The organism is Brucella sp. LJL56 (assembly GCF_054871705.1).
In genome coordinates this window covers 160,604-177,886 of sequence record NZ_JBTXLQ010000003.1, presented here as the reverse complement: position 1 = coordinate 177,886, position 17,283 = coordinate 160,604, and the positions used below count along the sequence as shown (strand labels likewise).

The following is a 17,283-nucleotide window of genomic DNA, read 5'->3' as shown; positions in this document are numbered from 1 at the left end:
TAGTTATCCTAAATTGGAATTATGAAGTTTAACTATTCTAACTCGCTGGATTTCAGTATCCAAGTGCTAACTTACTCCCAGACAGATAGCGACCACTCATGAATCCTTCAGTCTACGTAACCGGCCTAACTATGGGCCTCAGCCTTATTGTCGCCATTGGTGCGCAAAACGCTTTTGTTTTGCGGCAGGGTTTGCGCGATGAGCATGTGTTCGCCGTGAGCCTCGTTTGCGCCATATCGGATGCTATCCTTATTCTTGTCGGTGTAACGAGTTTCCAGAAAATCGCGACTATCATGCCAGCACTTGATCCCATCATGCGATATGGGGGTGCGGCATTTCTCATCTGGTATGGCGCGCGGAGCCTCTATTCTGCGTTCACTTCGTCTGCCGTTCTGGCGACGGCGAACGGCGCGTCTGTGAGTCTGACCAGGACACTCGCGACCTGTCTGGCGCTCACGTGGCTCAATCCGCATGTTTATCTGGATACTGTCATGCTGCTTGGAACAATCTCCACGCAGTTTCCAGGCTTCGAAACATCCTTCGCCGCGGGTGCAGTCACCGCCTCCTTTGTGTTTTTCTTTTCGCTTGGCTTTGGCGCCCGTTGGCTGCGCCCAATCTTTGTCCGCCCGTCGTCGTGGCGCATTCTTGAAGGCGTCATTGCCGTTACGATGTGGTCGATTGCACTGAAGCTCGTGGTCGGCATGTAACGATTTCAGGATAGCCAAACTAAAACGCCGGATGCGTTTGCTGCATTCGGCGTTTTAGTTTTTGAAAGTATGATACCTAAAGCCCCATGGCTTTCAGTTCCTGGAGCGGGGGGATCGTTTCATACATGACGGGATCGAGACGCTCCCAAATGATACCGCAAGTTGGCTTGTGCGGATCCTTTACCTCGATAGTACGGGTGGGCGTGAAGATGACGTCTGCAACCGTGTCATAGACATCCGGCGTGAGTTTTTCGCTCAACACCTGACAGTCGTGCACGACGGCCGCGGCTGGGGTTGCGGCCGTGATCCGGCCCAGACGATAGAGCATGCCCCATTCGGCATCGAAAAAGCCATGCCCCTTGCCGAAGCGGACGCCCTCGAGATTGATCGCGCCGGTACCGGTGACCATGTAGTCCACTACCGGCATGGCTGAAATGTCTTTCAGGGTTACCGGTTGTCCCACGCGCTCCATGCCGTCCAGCGTCGAGGCGTAAAGATAATAGTCCGGCGAAATCAACTTCGGATCGAGGACCCAGAAGCCGCGCTTTATCGAATAGGTGGTTATCAGAACGGTCTTTCCATCTTTCAATGCCTGCAGGCGCAGGCGGTCTAGACAGTTGTCAGGCGTAATGAAGATGAAGTCTGCATTCTGATAGTAATGGTGGTCGGTCAGACGGGCCACCGCATCCTCACCACCGTCGAAATCCGCGATGAATTCGCCGAAGTCGAAATGGAAACGACTGTCCGGTACAGCGACTTTGCGCAATTCGCTCCATACACGTTCGCGAACGGAAGCTTTGTGATCGGTGATTTCCATGGGGACTCCTTGCATTTTAGTCTGCCGGGCTCATGCCGCGGCGGGCGAGCACCTGACGCTCGCAGACGGCTACGATTTGATAGAAGAAAACAGACAGCATTACGGACACCACTGCGACGGCCCAGATCATGCCATAGTCGAGATATCCGCGTGATTGATTGAGCAGATTTCCGAGCCCTGTCCCCGTCGCCAGCCATTCTGCAATCATGACGCCGAGCAGAGCGCGGGGAACGGCAAGACGAATGGCTGCGAAGACGTAGGGCAGGGAGGCTGGCACTGACACTAGCCGGATCTGGGTCCAGACGCTCGCACCATATGCGCGGGGCACGTCGAGCGCTGCGCGCGGAACCAATGCCATGCCCTGCGCCATGGTCACGAAAGCAGGGAAGAATGTGACTGAAATCGTTATCCAGAGGATGACCGATGGTCCGCGTCCCAGCAACAGGACGAGCAGCGGCGTCAGGGCAACGAGCGGCATTGTCTGAGTGACAAGGGCGACAGGCATGAAGCCGCGTACGATGGCGGGTTTTGCAACGGAGGTAATGGCTAGGGCAAAGGCAAAGAGAATACCTGCAGCCATGCCGAGAAAAGTGAGCGGTAAAGTCTGCGAAAGAGCCGTCAGCAATTTTGCCTGCGCCGGGGCGGAGGATGGAGCGAGGAATAGATACTCGAACAATCCAACGGGGGTTTTGGCAATCATGGCTGGTGTTCCCATGGCGACAAGCAGCAGCCACCACAAGACGAAAGGAAGAGCTATCGAACAAATGACGAGAGCAATATTTAGGCCGCGGGACGCGCGGAATGCAGCGTTCGGAGCGCTGGCCGGGACGGTGATGGCCTTTGTGCTGCCTGTCAAAACCTTTGCAAGAATGGAAAAGAGTGCATAGGCCAGCCCTGCGAGCAGGGTGGCACATAACCCAATACCCCAGAGCCGGGCTGGTTCGGCTCTGCCAAGGGATCCGATCAGGTAAGCACCAAGACCGAAGCGGCCACCGCCACCAAACTCGGCCAGTATTGAGCCCAGAACCGCATTCGGAGCGGCAATGCGCAGACCGGCAAGGATGGACGGCAGAGCGGATCGAAACTGTGCCAGACACAGCACTTTCCATCGATTGCCTCCATAGGCGCGAACGATATCGACCATGCGGCGGTCTGTCTGGCTGATGCCGGTCACAGTAGCGGCCATGGTGATGAAATAGCAGCCAAGCGCCGCCAGCGTGATACGCGGCGTCATTCCTGAAAAAGTCAGAACCAGAATGGGAGAGATGGCAATCGGAGGCAGTGCGAAGATTGCAATATTGACGCCACGTCCCAGTTTCGCTGCGGTCGGAAACAACGCGAACAGGATACCGGCTGCAATGGCAATGAGATTGCCGATGATAAAGCCAGCACCCGCACCTTGAAGTGTCGCCAGTATATGGGGCGGATAGTCGGCGCGATCTGTCCAGAGGCGAGCGAGAATCGCCGAAGGTGCTGGCAAAGCACCTTCTGCGATCAGAGAAAAACGACCGCATATCTCCCAGACTGCCAGAAGGATGACCCAGTTGCGCAAGGTGGAGAGGTGGTCCGTTGGCGTGGTGTCAGCCATGCAGGGCCTCCGCGACGGCGTCCTCCAGCGCATGGAATTGCGACGTACTGAAGATTTCGGGGCTGCGTGGACGATCCAGCGGAATGTCGATGATCTGCGCGATGCGTCCGGGGCGGCTATGCATCACCACTATCCGGTCGGCGAGAAATACGGCCTCGTCAATTCCATGGGTAACAAGCAGGGTTGTCGCCTTGCTCTCAAGCCATATGCGTTGAAGTTCGATATTCATCTGACGACGCAATATCTGGTCGAGTGCGCCGAAAGGTTCATCGAGAAACAGAATGCGCGGATCTGTGACAAGAGAGCGGGCGATAGCGACACGCTGGCGCATGCCGCCGGAAAGCTCGCCGGGGAGTGCTTTCTCGAAGCCGGTGAGCCCGACAAGGGCGATTAGCTCGGCAATCCGGCCAGCTTTCGTGGAGCGCGAAAGGCCAAGAACATCCAGCGGCAACGCAATATTGTCTTCGACGCTGCGCCACGGCATGAGTGCTGCATCTTGAAAAGCCACGCCGGTCAGTCCGGCTTTCGCAGCCTCGACGGGGCTTTTGCCCATGACCGAAATTGATCCGCTATCAGGCTGGTCGAGACCGAGCGCCAGACGCAACATAGTGGACTTGCCGCAGCCGGACGGCCCGATGAGTGCCGTGAAGGAGCCTGTCGGGCATTCAAGCGAGACGTCGGAAAGTGCAATCACATTTGTGCCGCGCCCCGAAAAGGAGCGCGTCACATTTTCCAGTTTGATCCCGGACATATCAGGCATCAAATCTCTTCAAGAAGAGTTGTATCGAAATGATCGCGTTTGGCGGCGATGCCGATAGTGCCAAGGGCCTTGATTGTGTTCTCGATCGCTTCTTCGCTCATGGAAAATACACCGTTCGGCGACTCGATGAGTGGCTTCTGGGCTGTATTGAAATAGATTTCGTTTTCGATCGACCGACCTGTGCCCTTGAACCAGGTGTCGGCAAACTTTGGCGGATAGGCTGCCGGGTCCTTGAGGTTTTCGTCCCAGCCTTTGCGGCTTGCCCGAAGGAAAGCGACGATTTCCTTGCGTTTTGCCTTGAGTGTTTCTTCCGTCACGACAACCGTATCGTTGAAGATCGTAAAGCCGAAATCATAGAGCAGGAAGGAAACAGCGTCTTCGCCAGCCTGCTTGATGGTGAAAGGAACATTTGTAGTAAAATCGAGCGAAGCGTCGATCTCGCCTTTGATGAGCGGTGTCGGATCATAGGCGTAGGGAACGATATTGACCTGGGAAGGCTCAATGCCCGAAATCTTCAGCATGGCTTCGACCGAGATGACATTGACCGGCGGCACGGCGAGCGTCTTGCCGATCAGGTCCTTTGGCTCCTTGATCGGATTTTTGGCGAGCGAGATAATGCCGATAGGGTTCTTTTGGTATTGGGCGCCGATGATCTTGAAAGGCGCGCCCTGTTCGACGATGGCCTTTATCGTCGTATCGGGGGTGGTTAGGGTCAGGTCGGCCTTGCCCGCAATGATCGTGCTTTCGGGAATGACATCGGGTCCGCCAGATATGTAGTTCAGATCGACGCCTTCCTCGCGGTAGAAACCTTTATCGGCGGCGATGAAATAACCACTGAACTCCGCGTCATTGATCCATGAAGCCTGAAAGTTGAAAGGCGTATCCGCGGATGCAAAACGACTCATGGCGGGCAGGGCGGCTGCGGCGCTCATAAGTCCGAGAAAACGGCGGCGATCCAGGGCAATATTCATTGAAGCTTCCTTTTTGGTGCTGAATTGGTCAGGCAATGCCGCGTATGCGCGCAAGCTCACGCAGCGGCGGTATGGACTGGATTTCTTCGGCTGAAACGTCGCTCCAGCGAACACCGCGCGGTCGGCGACGGTTGCGCGTTATCTCGATCAGGCGGCTCGGCGTGGCAATGAAGTCGAGAGCAATGTCGCTCTCTGAAACGTTGAGGCGTTCTTCCACAATCTGCACGTCATGCACAGCAGCGGCAATCAGGGATTGCTCGTCCGCAAGTCCCAGATCGGTGAACATGCCCCATTCCAGATCGAAGAACGCATGGCCTTTGCCAAAGCGGACCCCGTCGATGGAAACAGCGGATGCGCCAGTCGCGATGACATCAAAACGACCGATATGGGTCAAGTCTTCGAGACTGACCGATCGGCCGAAATGTTCCATTCCGTCAAGCCAGGCTGCGGCTTTCTCCAGCCCCGGGGGAACGGATCCCGGTTCCAGCAGGAGAAAGCCGCGCTGCATGCCGTAGGTCGGCATGATGAATGGTGTACCCGACATGATCAGGCGACGGCGCAACTCGATCATGGAATTATCCGGTGTCACAAAAACCAATCTGGCTTTCGTTATCCCTTCCAGCGCCAGCAGACGATCCGTAGCTGCCTCGACACCTTCAAAATCCGGTATGAACTCCGAGAATTTGAAGTGGAAGCGTGCATCAGGGCGCGCGACATCTTTCAGTCGCTCCCAGATGCGCTGTCGTGTACTGCGGGAATACGCCATGGAGATTCCATGAATTTCAATGTTTCATTATCAATGAAACAAATGTTTCATTATTGCAAGAGCCGATGATAAGCTTTTTTAGTGCTAAGAGAGATTCGGAATAAACGCACATGGCTTCACGTCTGGTACTGCGCATACAGGAGCGCTACGCAAAGCTCACAGCAGGTGAGCAGAAAATCGCGCAGTTAATTCTTGAGCGGGAAGACGACATCCTGATCCATTCCGCTACCGAAATCGCGGAGATGGCAGGCGTATCCAAGGCGACCACGGCCCGCTTCTTTCAGCATCTGGGCTATGCCGATTTCAACGAAGCGAAACTTCAGGCGCGCGAAGAGCGCAACCGCACCGAACCTTACGATTACTCGAGTACCATGGACGAAGAAGTGCCGCTGGTGCGTACCATCAGTGCACATCTTGATCTGGAGATCGCCAATATAACCCGGACGTTCGAGGCGCTTCGCTCCGATAAGATGCGAGAAGCTGCCGAACTTATCGCAGAAGCGCCGCGTGTCTGGGTGGTGGGGATAGGCGACGAGGAAGGGTTCGCACGCTATGCACGGCTTTTGTTTTCGAGGCTGCGTCACAGCGTGATGATCCTTGGCATCAACCAGGGCTCGTGGGCTGAAGATCTGGCCATGACTGGCCCGAAGGATGTTTTGTTGCTGATAACGCTTCCGCCACACCGCGCTTTGCTGAAGCAAATTCTGGGTTACGCGGCGACGAGCCGGCTGAACATCGTAACCATTACAGATCGAGGATCCGTTCCGGAAGCACAGCGCTATGCGCGCGTCGTCCTGCCGTGTCATGTGGACAGTTTCGCGTTAGGTGTATCTTATACCGCTGTCAGTAGTGCAATCCGGCTTCTGGCATTGACCTATGCTTCGCATGCAGGAAAATCGGCGCAGCAGCGGTTGGAGATCGTCGCCGGTATTCACGACGAACTTGACGATATGGACTGAATCCGTCGTTCAGCGGTTGCGGATGTGTTCCGGGCGAAAGCCCATCCCGATCAGTCTGCCGGCCAGATGTGCGAGGACTGGCCATCGTGCGAGATGGCGCATGAATGCTGGTGGCCCATCGGGTTTAGAGTGTGTTTCGCGTTTGCGGCTATCACTTCGCATCATCAGTTGCAACTTCTGCGTTGCCTTTGCAGGAAAGCGGCGTCTTGCTTCGACGGCTGCAAGATACGGGGCTAAATTTTCGTTTCCCTTCAGCGGTACGGCCAGAATATTTGCTGCCGCAACGGCATCCTGAATTGCGAGATTGACTCCGAAGCCGCCGATGGGCGACATGGCGTGGGCAGCATCGCCGATGCACAGTAGCCCCGGCTTCCACCATGTTTTCAGCCGGTCGATGCGTACGCTCAGCAGGTGAACGTCATCCCATGTGCGTATTTCGTCCATCCGGTTCGCAGGCAATGGCGATACTTTTGCGACTGCTTCCCGGAATGCATCGAGCCCTCCTTCCTTCACATCGGCGAGAGTTTGTCGGCGAAGCACATAACCGCATTGCCAGTACTTGCCGCGATCGATCATGACGAAACCTTGTCGGGGCCCACCATGGCCCATCGTATAGGGCGGATCATCGGGAGCGTGAGACAATTTCATCCAGAGAATCTCGCTTGGCGAACCATAGCTTTCGACCTCCAGGCCAGCCTTCGTGCGCACCACAGAATTTCTTCCGTCCGCACCGACGACGAGTTTGGCATCAATTGTGATCGCCGTATCAGGTGTCGTTGCGAGGAGGCCGGTGACATTCCCATCCCGTTCGGTCAGCTCGGTCACGCTGGCTGACATAATGAGCCTGAAGTTTGGATACTTCGCGGCTTCGCGCGCGATATAGTCGAGAAATTCCCATTGCGGCATGAAAGCGATGAAGCGGCACTGAGCGGGAATTCTGGAAAAATCAGCTATCGTGATGTCCTTGCCGCCGATCTCCGCATTCAGCCGATGTGCCTTGGTATGAGGCAAGGCGAGGAGCCCGTCTAACAAGCCTAGTTCATGCATGATCTGCAGGGTGGATGGATGAATCGTGTCGCCGCGAAAATCACGCAGAAAATTGGAATGTTTTTCAAGAACGGTGACGTTCACGCCTGCGCGTGCCAGCAGAAGTCCCAGCATCAATCCTGCTGGACCTCCGCCCGCTATCACGCAATCGGTTTCGATATGGGTGCTATTCGATGTGACTGGCTGCGTCATGACATACCTGTTCGACCGCGCTTGTGTTTGCACAGGACATAAAAAGACCGGCGCTCTCGGTAGGTCAAGCGCCGGCTGGAAGTCTACGCGACCACTAGAGGTCGAAACATGAATTAAATTATCAAGATTAATCTGTCAAGTCAGTGCGCGCTGTTGTCTGACGAAGGCGACCACTCTCTTTGGTGAGCTGGCGGCTGAGACATGTTCTGCGGTATATTTCATGGAAACCCCGATCTGGATGGGCCGGGGTTTCTGGATAATAAAGACGTCGAAGATCATTCCCAGGCAGCTACTTCTGAATCTGTGCCGCCGATTGCTTGATCGCAGCCGTGATCTGCTGGCAGAACGGTTCCACACTCTTGCCTGATGTCTTGGCAAATTCTTCGACATCGGTTTCCTGACCCATCGACTGGACGACGCCTTTCTTTCCTGCTTCGAGGGTGGCGTCGAGCCCCGCCTTACCAGCCGGTGCCTGCATCAATTTCATGATCGACTGCTGGCCGTTAATGTCTTCCTGCGTGGCAAAACCCTTATCCTTACAGTATTCGACAATACCAAGCTGATTTGTTGCGGCCTTGTAAAGATCTTCAGGCGAAATTTGCGGCGAACTTTGGGCCATTGCGCCTCCGCTGGCAAGAACGGTCAGCATAAAGGTGCCTATGCCTGCATTTTTCATGATAAAAACCTTTCGATATTCGGTTAGGCCCCCGAATAGAAAGGCATAAAGATCATAAACCAAGACGTGAAATAAACTGGCGGAAAGCTCTTTAACATTTTTTGACTTATCCGCTCTTTCCATATCGAGTTTGTTACCTATCCAAGTGCTGGCGGCTTGCTTTTGCCGAGTTGCCGTTCGCGGAAGACCGAGAACAATCCGGCGCCAACGACGACAATCGCGCCAGCGACGATGTTCCATGTCAACTGTTCGTGGAAAACCGTGACCGCGATACATGCTCCGATAACAAGCTGCAGATAGGTGAGGGGCTGCACTTCTCCCGCCTCCAGAATGTTGTAGGCGCGGATGAGAAAGTAGTGGCTTGCGATACCACAGGCACAAAGAGCTGCCATCCAGAACCAGTCGCTTCGCACAATTGGCATCAGATAGAAACAGCCAACAAAGGTGAGGGCCACGGCTCCCGCTATGCCGGTGTAAAAGAAACTGGTCATGGCATCGTCACTCTTGCTGACGGCACGTGTCGCAACGGCATAAACGGCGAACATGACCATCGCGGCCACCGGCAGAAGTAGATTCGCGTCGAATTTCGCATTCACAGGATTGATAATCAGCAAAACGCCGATCAGTCCGACGACGATTGCCGTCCAACGTCGCCAGCCAACTTTTTCACCAAGGAACGGCACGGAGAGCATCGTCACTAATAAAGGTGCACCCTGAAAGATTGACTGCGCTGTTGCCATACCTGCGCGACTGAGAGCGAATATGAATGTAACGATTTCCGCAGCAAGCAAAATTCCGCGAAAAAGTTGCAGAAAGGGACGTTTCGTTGCTGCGGCTTTGGCGATGCCGCCGGAACGCATTGCAAGCAGAAGAACAAAGGCTGCAAAGACCCAATAGCGGATCATCGTTATCAGGATCGGCGAATAATGAGTGCCAAGGTATTTCGAAATACCGTCCTGCGTTGCAAAAATGGTAACTGCGAGAAGTGTGAAGAGGTAGCCTTGGCCTTTGCGTGTCATGGCGCACTCTTATCGATACAGCTTCGGAGGTGCCACCCAAAAAATCTGAAAAACGCGGATAGTATCGGCGTTCCCGCGTTCGTATGGTGAACATCAGGCTTGACGCGACGCTGGTGTTTCTGACCGCATCCGCCCCCTTTTGTCGAAACCGCCACTAAAGCCGAAAGCTAACGAAAGGCAAGCGTCCCTCGCGGCGCCTCTTACTTTTACCGCGCCGTATCTCCTTAATTTGGAAAGAGTTCCAATTTTATCGCCCGAAGAATTCCAGTCGAAGCTTTTTGAAGGATTGACACCCTGAAGTTCTCAGTTATTCTTTTATAAAAGGCTATATAACATAATTGTGGAACAAACTAAAAATGGGGATTATGCCTTGCGGATCAAATTAGCACTCCTTCTGGCTTCAGCCATGATTTTCAGTCCTGGCCTTTCGCTGGCGCAAGACAAGGGTGGCGTCATCAATGTCGCGACCATTGGCGAGCCGCCGACGCTCGACCCGATGGTATCCACTGCCGATCTTGTGGGCATTGTCACACAGCATATTTTTGAAACGCTCTATACGTTCGACAAGGAATGGAAACCGACGCCGCTACTGGCCGAGAGTCTGCCAGCAATCAGCGAAGACGGGAAAACCTATACGATAAAGCTGCGCTCTGGCATCAAATTCCATGACGGCAGTGACATGACATCGGAAGACGTCGTTGCGTCGTTGCAGCGTTGGACGAAGCTGGCATCACGCGGAAAGCAGGCGTCAGCCTTCATCGAAAATATTGCTGCGACTGATCCGGCTACAGTGACCATCACGCTCAAGCAGCCTTATGCGCCGCTGACTTCTCTGCTCGCTTTCAACAATTCTGCGGCGATCATCATCCCATCGGAAAAGCAGGCAGAGCCGATGAACGAGTTTATCGGTACCGGTCCCTACCTGCTCAAGGAACGCAAGGCGGATCAATACATTCAGCTCGTGCGTTTCGATGGTTACAAGTCGCGCGACGGCGAGAGTGACGGCTACGGTGGAGCGCGCCATCAATATCTCGACGAGATCCGGTTTGTTTCGGTTCCTGACGCAAATACCCGTGTTGAAGCGGCGGTTTCCGGACAATACGACTATGTCGATTCCATTCCGGTGGAATCATTTGACAAGATCAAGTCTTCGACTGCTTCACAGCCGCTGCTTCTGAAACCCTTCGGCTATCCTGTCTTTGTGTTCAACACCAAGGAAGGCGTGGCGTCAAGGCTGCCGGTGCGAAAGGCCGTGACGCAAGCACTGAGCATGGAAGACATGCTTGCGGCTGCATTTGGCAGTACGGAATTCTACGCCCTGGACGGTGCATTCTATCCCTCCAACTTTGTCTGGAATACGGAAGCTGGTGTCGAAGGAAACTATAATGTCGCCCAGCCCGAGGCGGCGGCAGAAGCATTGAAGGCTGCGGGCTACAACGGCGAACCGTTGCGTATCCTGACCAGCCGCCAATATGAGTTCCATTATAAGATGGCGCAGGTGGCTGCCGAATACCTTAAACTTGCTGGGTTCAAGGTGGACCTGCAGGTTGTCGACTGGGCGACACTGACGCAGCGCCGTGCTGATCCCAAGCTTTGGGATATTTACATAACGCACAGCCCTTTCCTGCCCGAACCTGCTTTGATCGGCTCTTTGTCGACCAGTTCGCCGGGTTGGTGGGATACGCCTGCGCGTAAAACCGTGGTCGATGCCTTCACATCCGAATCTAATCCAGAAAAGCGTGTTGCGCTGTGGGCAGATGTCCAGAAGACCATCTATGACGAACTGCCCTTGATCAAGATCGGTGACTTCAACGCTGTTGCGGCCATGTCGACCAAACTCGAGGGTGTCGATCCGGCTCCGTGGCCTTATTTCTGGAACGCTTCGCTGAAAAAGTAACTTCCTGCCATTGCGAATGCCGATCGGATGGTCGGCATTCGCTACAGCATCGGCCCAAAAATCGGAATCGATTTTTGGAAGGCACGATGCGTAGCTTCAATAAGCTGGAGCGACCTTTGTGCGTCCAAATGGACGCACGGCGCTCTAAACGGATCAATCTGGAGAATATGATCGCATGGTGCGCTACATCCTTCAGCGGTTTGTCGGCATGGCTGTCGTCATGTTTCTGGTCGTCACGATTGTATTCGTGATCGTTCGGGTGACACCCGGCGATCCTGCGGCCGTCATGCTTGGACCGGATGCATCGGCGCAGGACATTGCTGATCTGCGCGCCCGGCTCGGACTTGATCAATCGCTGGTCATTCAGTACTTCTACTATATCGGTCAGCTCTTGAAGGGTGATCTCGGTCAGTCGATTTTTCTCAACATGCCGGTTGGCGCAGCGTTGCTCGATCGAGCCGAACCGACATTCTTTCTGACTGTTCTTTCTCTTCTGATCGCCTGCATCATTGCTTTGCCGGTCGGGATCTACGCCGCTTACCGGCGCGGTTCCTTTGTCGATCAGGCGGCGACAACGGTTGCCATGCTCGCAGCAAGCATACCGAGCTTCTGGCTCGGGCTCATCCTCATGCAGTTTTTTGCAGTCCGGTTGAACCTATTTCCGGTATCCGGCTATGGCGGGCCTGGTTCGAGCTTTATGGACCGAATGTACCATCTGATCCTGCCAGCTTTCGCACTGGGACTGGTTTCCTCTGCCCTGATCCTGCGTTTCACGCGTGCCTCGATGCTCGACGTCCTTGGCGATGATTATATTCGCACAGCGCGCGCAAAAGGGTTGATCGAGCGGCGCGTGATTATGAAACATGCTTTGAAAAACGCTTTGATCCCGATCCTGACAGTCATCGGCCTGACCGCAGCCGTCCTGATCTCTGGCGCAGTGGTGACGGAAACTGTGTTTGGTGTGCCGGGGGTCGGAAATCTTGTCGTGTCTGCCGTCCTGCGACGGGACTATCCGGTAATTCAGGGGGCTCTGCTCGTCATTGCAGGACTCTATGTCCTGATCAATTTCATCATCGACATGCTTTATCTGTTCGTGGATCCGAGAGTTCGTTACTGATGGCCGATCTTGTTACGACCACACAAAAAGCACCTTCGGAACGCGCGTTGTTCATGCGTCGATTGTTCAAGCGTAAGACCGTGGCGGCAGGCATTATCGTTCTGATTGTCTTCGTTATCCTCGCGCTGCTCGCGCCCTGGATTGCGCCTTATTCACCGTCGAAGCTTTCCATCGTCAATCGTCTTAAGCCACCGAGCGAGATGTTCTGGTTCGGTACGGATGAGTTCGGACGCGATGTCTTTTCGCGCACGATCTATGCCGGACGGTTGTCACTGATGGTTGGAGCGGCGGTTGTTGTCCTGTCAACGATCATAGGGGTTACGCTCGGATTGCTCGCTGGTTTCTTTCAGCGTCTGGACACGCCGATTGCCCGCCTGATCGATGCGATGATGGCTTTCCCTGATATTCTTTTGGCCATTGCATTGGTTGCTGCGCTCGGCCCCTCGCTGGCGACGGTCATCGTCGCGCTGTCGGTGGTTTATTCACCAAGGCTGGCGCGTATCGTGCGTGCCTCGACATTGGTGATCCGTGAATTGCCCTATGTTGAAGCCGCTCAATCGCTTGGAATTTCGACATTCCACATCATGACGCGGCACGTGCTAAGGAACCTGATCTCGCCCATTATCGTGCAGTGCACTTTCCTGTTTGCGAGCGCAATGCTCGCCGAAGCGGGCCTCTCGTTCCTCGGTCTTGGCGTCAGCCCTGAAATTCCGACCTGGGGAACGATGATTGCCGCAGGACGCCAATATATCGGTCAGGCCGACTGGATGACCTATTTCCCCGGCTTCGCCATCATTCTTTCTGTCCTCTCGCTCCAGATGGTGGGGGACGGACTACGCGACATGCTCGACCCAAGACTGCGAAGGGATTTGTAATATGATTTCCGGTGAACAGGCGAAAACGCTCCTCATCACCAATGTCAAACCGGTAGCTTTCGGTGCGGAACACTCCGATGCGACAACCGATATTCTGGTGGGCAAAGACGGCAATATCAGCGCGATCGGCAAGTCGTTGAACACACCGGCTGATGCCGAGCGCATCGATGGCAAAGGCGCGTGGATTTCGCCAGGTTGGGTCGATCTGCATGTTCATATCTGGCATGGCGGTACGGACATCTCGATACGTCCCTCGGAGTGCGGCGCTGAACGTGGGGTGACGACGCTGGTCGATGCCGGTTCGGCGGGAGAGGCTAATTTCCATGGCTTCCGGGAATATATCATTGAGCCGGCAAAGGAACGGATCAAGGCTTTCCTCAATCTGGGTTCGATAGGTCTCGTCGCCTGCAACCGAGTTCCCGAACTGCGCGATATCAAGGACATTGATCTTGATCGCATTCTCGAATGCTACGCCGCCAACAGTCAGCATATTGTCGGGATCAAGGTCCGCGCCAGCCATGTTATCACCGGGTCTTGGGGTGTCACACCGGTCAAGCTTGGCAAGAAGATTGCCAAGATACTCAAAGTGCCGATGATGGTGCATGTGGGCGAGCCGCCTGCGCTTTATGACGAAGTTCTTGAAATCCTCGGCCCCGGCGATGTCGTCACACATTGCTTCAACGGCAAGTCCGGTTCCAGCATCATGGAAGACGAGGATCTCTTCAACCTCGCGGAACGCTGTGCGGGTGAGGGTATCCGGCTGGACATCGGCCATGGTGGGGCGTCTTTCTCATTCAAGGTCGCTGAAGCAGCAATTGAACGGGGCCTCCTTCCATTTTCGATATCGACGGACCTGCATGGCCATTCGATGAATTTCCCTGTCTGGGATCTGGCGACGACCATGTCCAAGCTGCTGTCGGTCAACATGCCGTTTGAAAATGTCATCGAAGCCGTCACGCATAATCCGGCGTCGGTGATCAAACTTTCGATGGAAAACCGGCTTTCCGTTGGCCAACGTGCCGATTTCACGATCTTTGATCTGGTTGACGCCGACTTGGAAGCGACGGATTCCAACGGTGATGTGTCTCGCCTGAGCCGGCTTTTTGAACCCCGCTACGCAGTCATCGGTGCCGAGGCCATTACGGCCAGCCGGTATATTCCACGTGCGCGCAAACTCGTTCGCCATAGCCATGGCTATTCGTGGCGCTGAAACTATCGGCACAACATTGAACTTACGGGAACGTCCCGTGACGAAATGATGAGGAAAATTCGTGACTCATTCTCCCCAAACGACCGAAATACAGCATTCTCCCTACGACCGGCTGGCATCGCTCGGCATAACCTTGCCACCGCCTCCGCCGCCGATCGCAAATTTTGTTACGCATGTTCGCGAGGGCAATATTCTCTATCTTTCGGGCCAGGGACCTCGAGAAGAGAGCGGCCATTTGCGCTCGGGTAAGGTCGGCAGCGATATTGGCGTCGATCAAGCATATCAGGATGCCCGTCTGACTGGTATCAATCTGCTGGCTGTCATGCATGAGGCGCTGGGCGACCTTTCCCGCGTGAAGCGTGTTGTGAAGCTTCTGGGCATGGTCAACGCAGTGCCGGATTTCGAACTGCATCCCAACGTTATCAATGGCTGCTCCGATCTGTTCATCGAAGTCTTTGGTGACGCCGGACAGCATGCACGTTCAGCCGTTGGCTTCGGTTCGTTGCCGGGCAATATCACGGTCGAAATCGAAGCGATCGTCGCTTTGAACGACTAGGATAATGTCAATGATTGCGCCAACCCATCAGCTTTTCGATCTTCGCTGCCGAGGTACGCACCTGATTGGTGTAGCGACCCTCGTCGGAAAGCACTTTCTGTTCGGGGAGCACGATGGAGATCGTCGCAACGCATTGCCCATCACGGTCGCAGATTGGCGAAGCAATACAGGCAACGGCATAGTCGGATTCCGCAATCTGGATCGAGAGCCGCTCGTCGAACGCTTTCGCGGCAGCTTCCGAAAGGCTTGTAGCGTCGATTTCGGCTCGGCCGGTCGGAGACGTTCGGGCGCAGCGCCTGAAAAGCTCGACCCGTTCACTAGCTGCCAAATGACCGACCAGAAGCCGGCCGGATGCCGTCCAGTTCAGCGGCACTCTGGTGCCAACGCGCGAGGCAACCTGAAATGGGCTCGGCCCGTCCGCCATGGCCAGAACAAGCATGTGATCGCCATCCCGACCGCACAATTGCACAGCTTCGTTCGCTTCACGGCAGAGATCGTGCATCTCATGCGTGGCGACGCTCATGAAATCGAGCGAGCGTGCATAGGCAAGACCGTAATGATAGAGCCGGGCACCAAGCCAGATTGCGCCGTCCGCGTTTCGGGCGAGCATGTTCTTTTCAACCAGATCATCGATGGTCACATAAACGGTCGACAAAGGCGCCTTGATGGCTTTCGCAATCGCATAAGGACCGGCTGGAGCGCCGGTTTCGTAAAGATAGTCAATCACCTGCAGCGCACGGTCGATGCCGCTCACGCGCGATCGACGCGTCGACTTCGTTTCTGTGTCGTCCGCAGGGGACGTTTCGGCAGGGATAGCGGTTGACGATACGCTCACTCAAGTGCTCCATGTGAAATTCGAGAAGCTATTACATTATTATGGCATAAATGTCGATACCTGAGACAGCGAAAGAAATGGGAGAATTGAAATGACCGATGATATCCGCCGCAAGATCGGGCTTCGACCGGTCATCAATGTTTCCGGTACGATGACATCACTCGGTGCATCTATCGTCGTTCCAGAGGCGGTAGAGGCGATGGCGGCGATCCTGCCGCAATTCGTCGAGATCAATGATCTGCAGCGCAAGGCGAGTGATGTGATCGCACGCTTGACGGGTGGCGAGGCTGGTTTCGTCACGGCTTCCTGCTCCTCGGGCATTACGCTTGCAGTTGCCGGTGTGATGACAGGTAACAACCTTCTTGCGATTGAGAAATTGCCGGATGTCACGCCGGAAAAGAACGAAATTCTTGTGCAGACGGGTCATGTGGTTAGCTACGGCGCTCCGGTCGATCAGGCAATTCGACTTGCCGGTGGCAGGGTTGTCCTGATCGGACAGGCAACGTCAACCCATCGGTACCATATGGAAAATGCGATTACCGAAAAGACGGCTGCGGCAGTTTACGTCATATCGCATCACGTCGTCGACTACGGCCTTCTGCATCTCAGCGAATTTATCGAGATCGCGCATACGAAGGGCGTTCCGGTGATCGTGGATGCCGCATCTGAATATGATCTGAAGTTGTTTCTGGAAAAGGGTGCCGACATCGTGATCTATTCGGGTCATAAGTTTCTGGGTGGCCCGACATCCGGCATCGTCGCGGGCAAGAAGGAACTTGTCCGCAATGCTTTCTTGCAAAATCTCGGCATCGGGCGAGGCATGAAAGTAGGCAAGGAGAGTATTTACGGCGTTATGGCGGCGCTGGAAGCATGGGAAAAGCGCGACCATGCTGGAATTCGCGCGCGAGAGACCGGCTATCTTGAACTGTGGAAGAAGACGCTGGACGGTCGCCCGGGCATTACGGCTCTGATCGAGCCGGACCCGACAAGCAATCCCCTCGACCGCCTGCGAGTTATCGTGACGGCTGCTGATGCCCATATCACGGCCTGGGATCTGGTAACGGCTCTAGCACGCGGAAATCCGCCTATCATCACGAGGGACCATGAGGTGGAGCACAATTATTTCTATCTCGATCCCTGCAATCTTCATCCCGGTCAGGAAACTATCGTTGCACAGCGTCTAGTCGAGGAACTTGACAAGGCCCGGGCATCGAACGAGCTCATCGCTACCCCTTTCGAAGATAGAAGCAGACATCGTTTCGATGGTTTGCTGCGCTGGCCGGATTGATTG

At 54.8% G+C, this 17,283-nt stretch carries 17 protein-coding genes; 8 read left to right on the top strand and 9 right to left on the bottom strand.

Translation table 11 applies throughout. The features are described 5' to 3' along the window. Positions 1 to 98: 98 nt before the first annotated feature. Positions 99 to 707: a LysE/ArgO family amino acid transporter gene (locus ACYSN1_RS12810; RefSeq protein ID WP_140020969.1), complete on the top strand. Its 609-nt coding sequence runs from the start codon at positions 99 to 101 to the stop codon at positions 705 to 707. Positions 708 to 783: 76 nt separating this feature from the next. Here the strand turns inward: ACYSN1_RS12810 and ACYSN1_RS12805 are convergent, their stop codons facing one another. The 5 genes from ACYSN1_RS12805 to ACYSN1_RS12785 are packed head-to-tail and all read right to left on the bottom strand — an operon-like array spanning position 784 to position 5,609. After that, positions 784 to 1,524, bottom strand: a complete 741-nt coding sequence (locus ACYSN1_RS12805) for a 5-formyltetrahydrofolate cyclo-ligase (RefSeq protein WP_461726029.1) — start codon at positions 1,522 to 1,524, stop codon at positions 784 to 786. A gap of 16 nt (positions 1,525 to 1,540) precedes the next feature. Beyond that, positions 1,541 to 3,112 (bottom strand): ABC transporter permease, encoded by a 1,572-nt coding sequence (locus ACYSN1_RS12800; RefSeq protein ID WP_461726028.1) that lies wholly within the window; start codon positions 3,110 to 3,112, stop codon positions 1,541 to 1,543. Beyond that, a complete protein-coding gene (locus ACYSN1_RS12795; protein WP_461726027.1) occupies positions 3,105 to 3,872 on the bottom strand; it encodes an ABC transporter ATP-binding protein in 768 nt (255 codons plus the stop codon). The genes ACYSN1_RS12800 and ACYSN1_RS12795 overlap by 8 nt, the downstream gene beginning before the upstream one ends. Then, the gene (locus tag ACYSN1_RS12790; RefSeq protein ID WP_461726026.1) at positions 3,872 to 4,843 is read right to left on the bottom strand and encodes an ABC transporter substrate-binding protein; all 972 of its coding nucleotides are present in this window, start codon (positions 4,841 to 4,843) and stop codon (positions 3,872 to 3,874) included. The genes ACYSN1_RS12795 and ACYSN1_RS12790 overlap by 1 nt, the downstream gene beginning before the upstream one ends. A gap of 28 nt (positions 4,844 to 4,871) precedes the next feature. Next, on the bottom strand, positions 4,872 to 5,609 hold the full coding sequence (locus ACYSN1_RS12785; RefSeq protein WP_461726025.1) for a 5-formyltetrahydrofolate cyclo-ligase: 738 nt from the start codon (positions 5,607 to 5,609) through the stop codon (positions 4,872 to 4,874). A 110-nt stretch (positions 5,610 to 5,719) separates the two neighbouring features. On the opposite strand from ACYSN1_RS12785, the gene ACYSN1_RS12780 reads away from it, so the two are divergent. Next, entirely contained in the window at positions 5,720 to 6,568 is an 849-nt protein-coding gene (locus ACYSN1_RS12780) for a MurR/RpiR family transcriptional regulator (RefSeq protein WP_461726024.1), read from the top strand. Between the two features lie 9 nt (positions 6,569 to 6,577). Here the strand turns inward: ACYSN1_RS12780 and ACYSN1_RS12775 are convergent, their stop codons facing one another. The 3 genes from ACYSN1_RS12775 to ACYSN1_RS12765 form a co-directional block, all read right to left on the bottom strand. Then, on the bottom strand, positions 6,578 to 7,807 hold the full coding sequence (locus tag ACYSN1_RS12775; protein WP_461726023.1) for an FAD-dependent oxidoreductase: 1,230 nt from the start codon (positions 7,805 to 7,807) through the stop codon (positions 6,578 to 6,580). A 289-nt stretch (positions 7,808 to 8,096) separates the two neighbouring features. Beyond that, positions 8,097 to 8,606 (bottom strand): hypothetical protein, encoded by a 510-nt coding sequence (locus ACYSN1_RS12770; RefSeq protein ID WP_461726022.1) that lies wholly within the window; start codon positions 8,604 to 8,606, stop codon positions 8,097 to 8,099. 14 nt (positions 8,607 to 8,620) lie between these two features. Next, positions 8,621 to 9,502: a DMT family transporter gene (locus ACYSN1_RS12765; RefSeq protein ID WP_461726021.1), complete on the bottom strand. Its 882-nt coding sequence runs from the start codon at positions 9,500 to 9,502 to the stop codon at positions 8,621 to 8,623. Positions 9,503 to 9,908: 406 nt separating this feature from the next. Here ACYSN1_RS12765 and ACYSN1_RS12760 point away from each other — a divergent pair, with 406 nt between their 5' ends. The 5 genes from ACYSN1_RS12760 (at position 9,909) to ACYSN1_RS12740 (ending at position 15,157) form a co-directional block, all read left to right on the top strand. Beyond that, the gene (locus ACYSN1_RS12760; protein ID WP_461726020.1) at positions 9,909 to 11,399 is read left to right on the top strand and encodes an ABC transporter substrate-binding protein; all 1,491 of its coding nucleotides are present in this window, start codon (positions 9,909 to 9,911) and stop codon (positions 11,397 to 11,399) included. 175 nt (positions 11,400 to 11,574) lie between these two features. Next, the gene (locus ACYSN1_RS12755; RefSeq protein WP_174977420.1) at positions 11,575 to 12,516 is read left to right on the top strand and encodes an ABC transporter permease; all 942 of its coding nucleotides are present in this window, start codon (positions 11,575 to 11,577) and stop codon (positions 12,514 to 12,516) included. After that, the gene (locus ACYSN1_RS12750; RefSeq protein ID WP_461726019.1) at positions 12,516 to 13,391 is read left to right on the top strand and encodes an ABC transporter permease; all 876 of its coding nucleotides are present in this window, start codon (positions 12,516 to 12,518) and stop codon (positions 13,389 to 13,391) included. Before ACYSN1_RS12755 ends, ACYSN1_RS12750 begins: the two co-directional genes overlap by 1 nt. 1 nt (position 13,392) lies before the next feature. Next, on the top strand, positions 13,393 to 14,601 hold the full coding sequence (locus ACYSN1_RS12745) for an amidohydrolase/deacetylase family metallohydrolase (protein ID WP_461726018.1): 1,209 nt from the start codon (positions 13,393 to 13,395) through the stop codon (positions 14,599 to 14,601). Between the two features lie 61 nt (positions 14,602 to 14,662). Further along, positions 14,663 to 15,157 carry a RidA family protein gene (locus ACYSN1_RS12740; protein WP_461726017.1) on the top strand — a complete coding sequence of 165 codons (495 nt, stop codon included), beginning with the start codon at positions 14,663 to 14,665 and terminating at the stop codon, positions 15,155 to 15,157. 7 nt (positions 15,158 to 15,164) lie between these two features. Here the strand turns inward: ACYSN1_RS12740 and ACYSN1_RS12735 are convergent, their stop codons facing one another. Continuing rightward, positions 15,165 to 15,992: an IclR family transcriptional regulator gene (locus ACYSN1_RS12735; RefSeq protein WP_461726016.1), complete on the bottom strand. Its 828-nt coding sequence runs from the start codon at positions 15,990 to 15,992 to the stop codon at positions 15,165 to 15,167. Between the two features lie 91 nt (positions 15,993 to 16,083). Here ACYSN1_RS12735 and ACYSN1_RS12730 point away from each other — a divergent pair, with 91 nt between their 5' ends. After that, complete coding sequence (locus ACYSN1_RS12730) at positions 16,084 to 17,280, top strand: aminotransferase class V-fold PLP-dependent enzyme (RefSeq protein ID WP_461726015.1); 1,197 nt, start codon at positions 16,084 to 16,086, stop codon at positions 17,278 to 17,280. Positions 17,281 to 17,283: the final 3 nt, after the last annotated feature.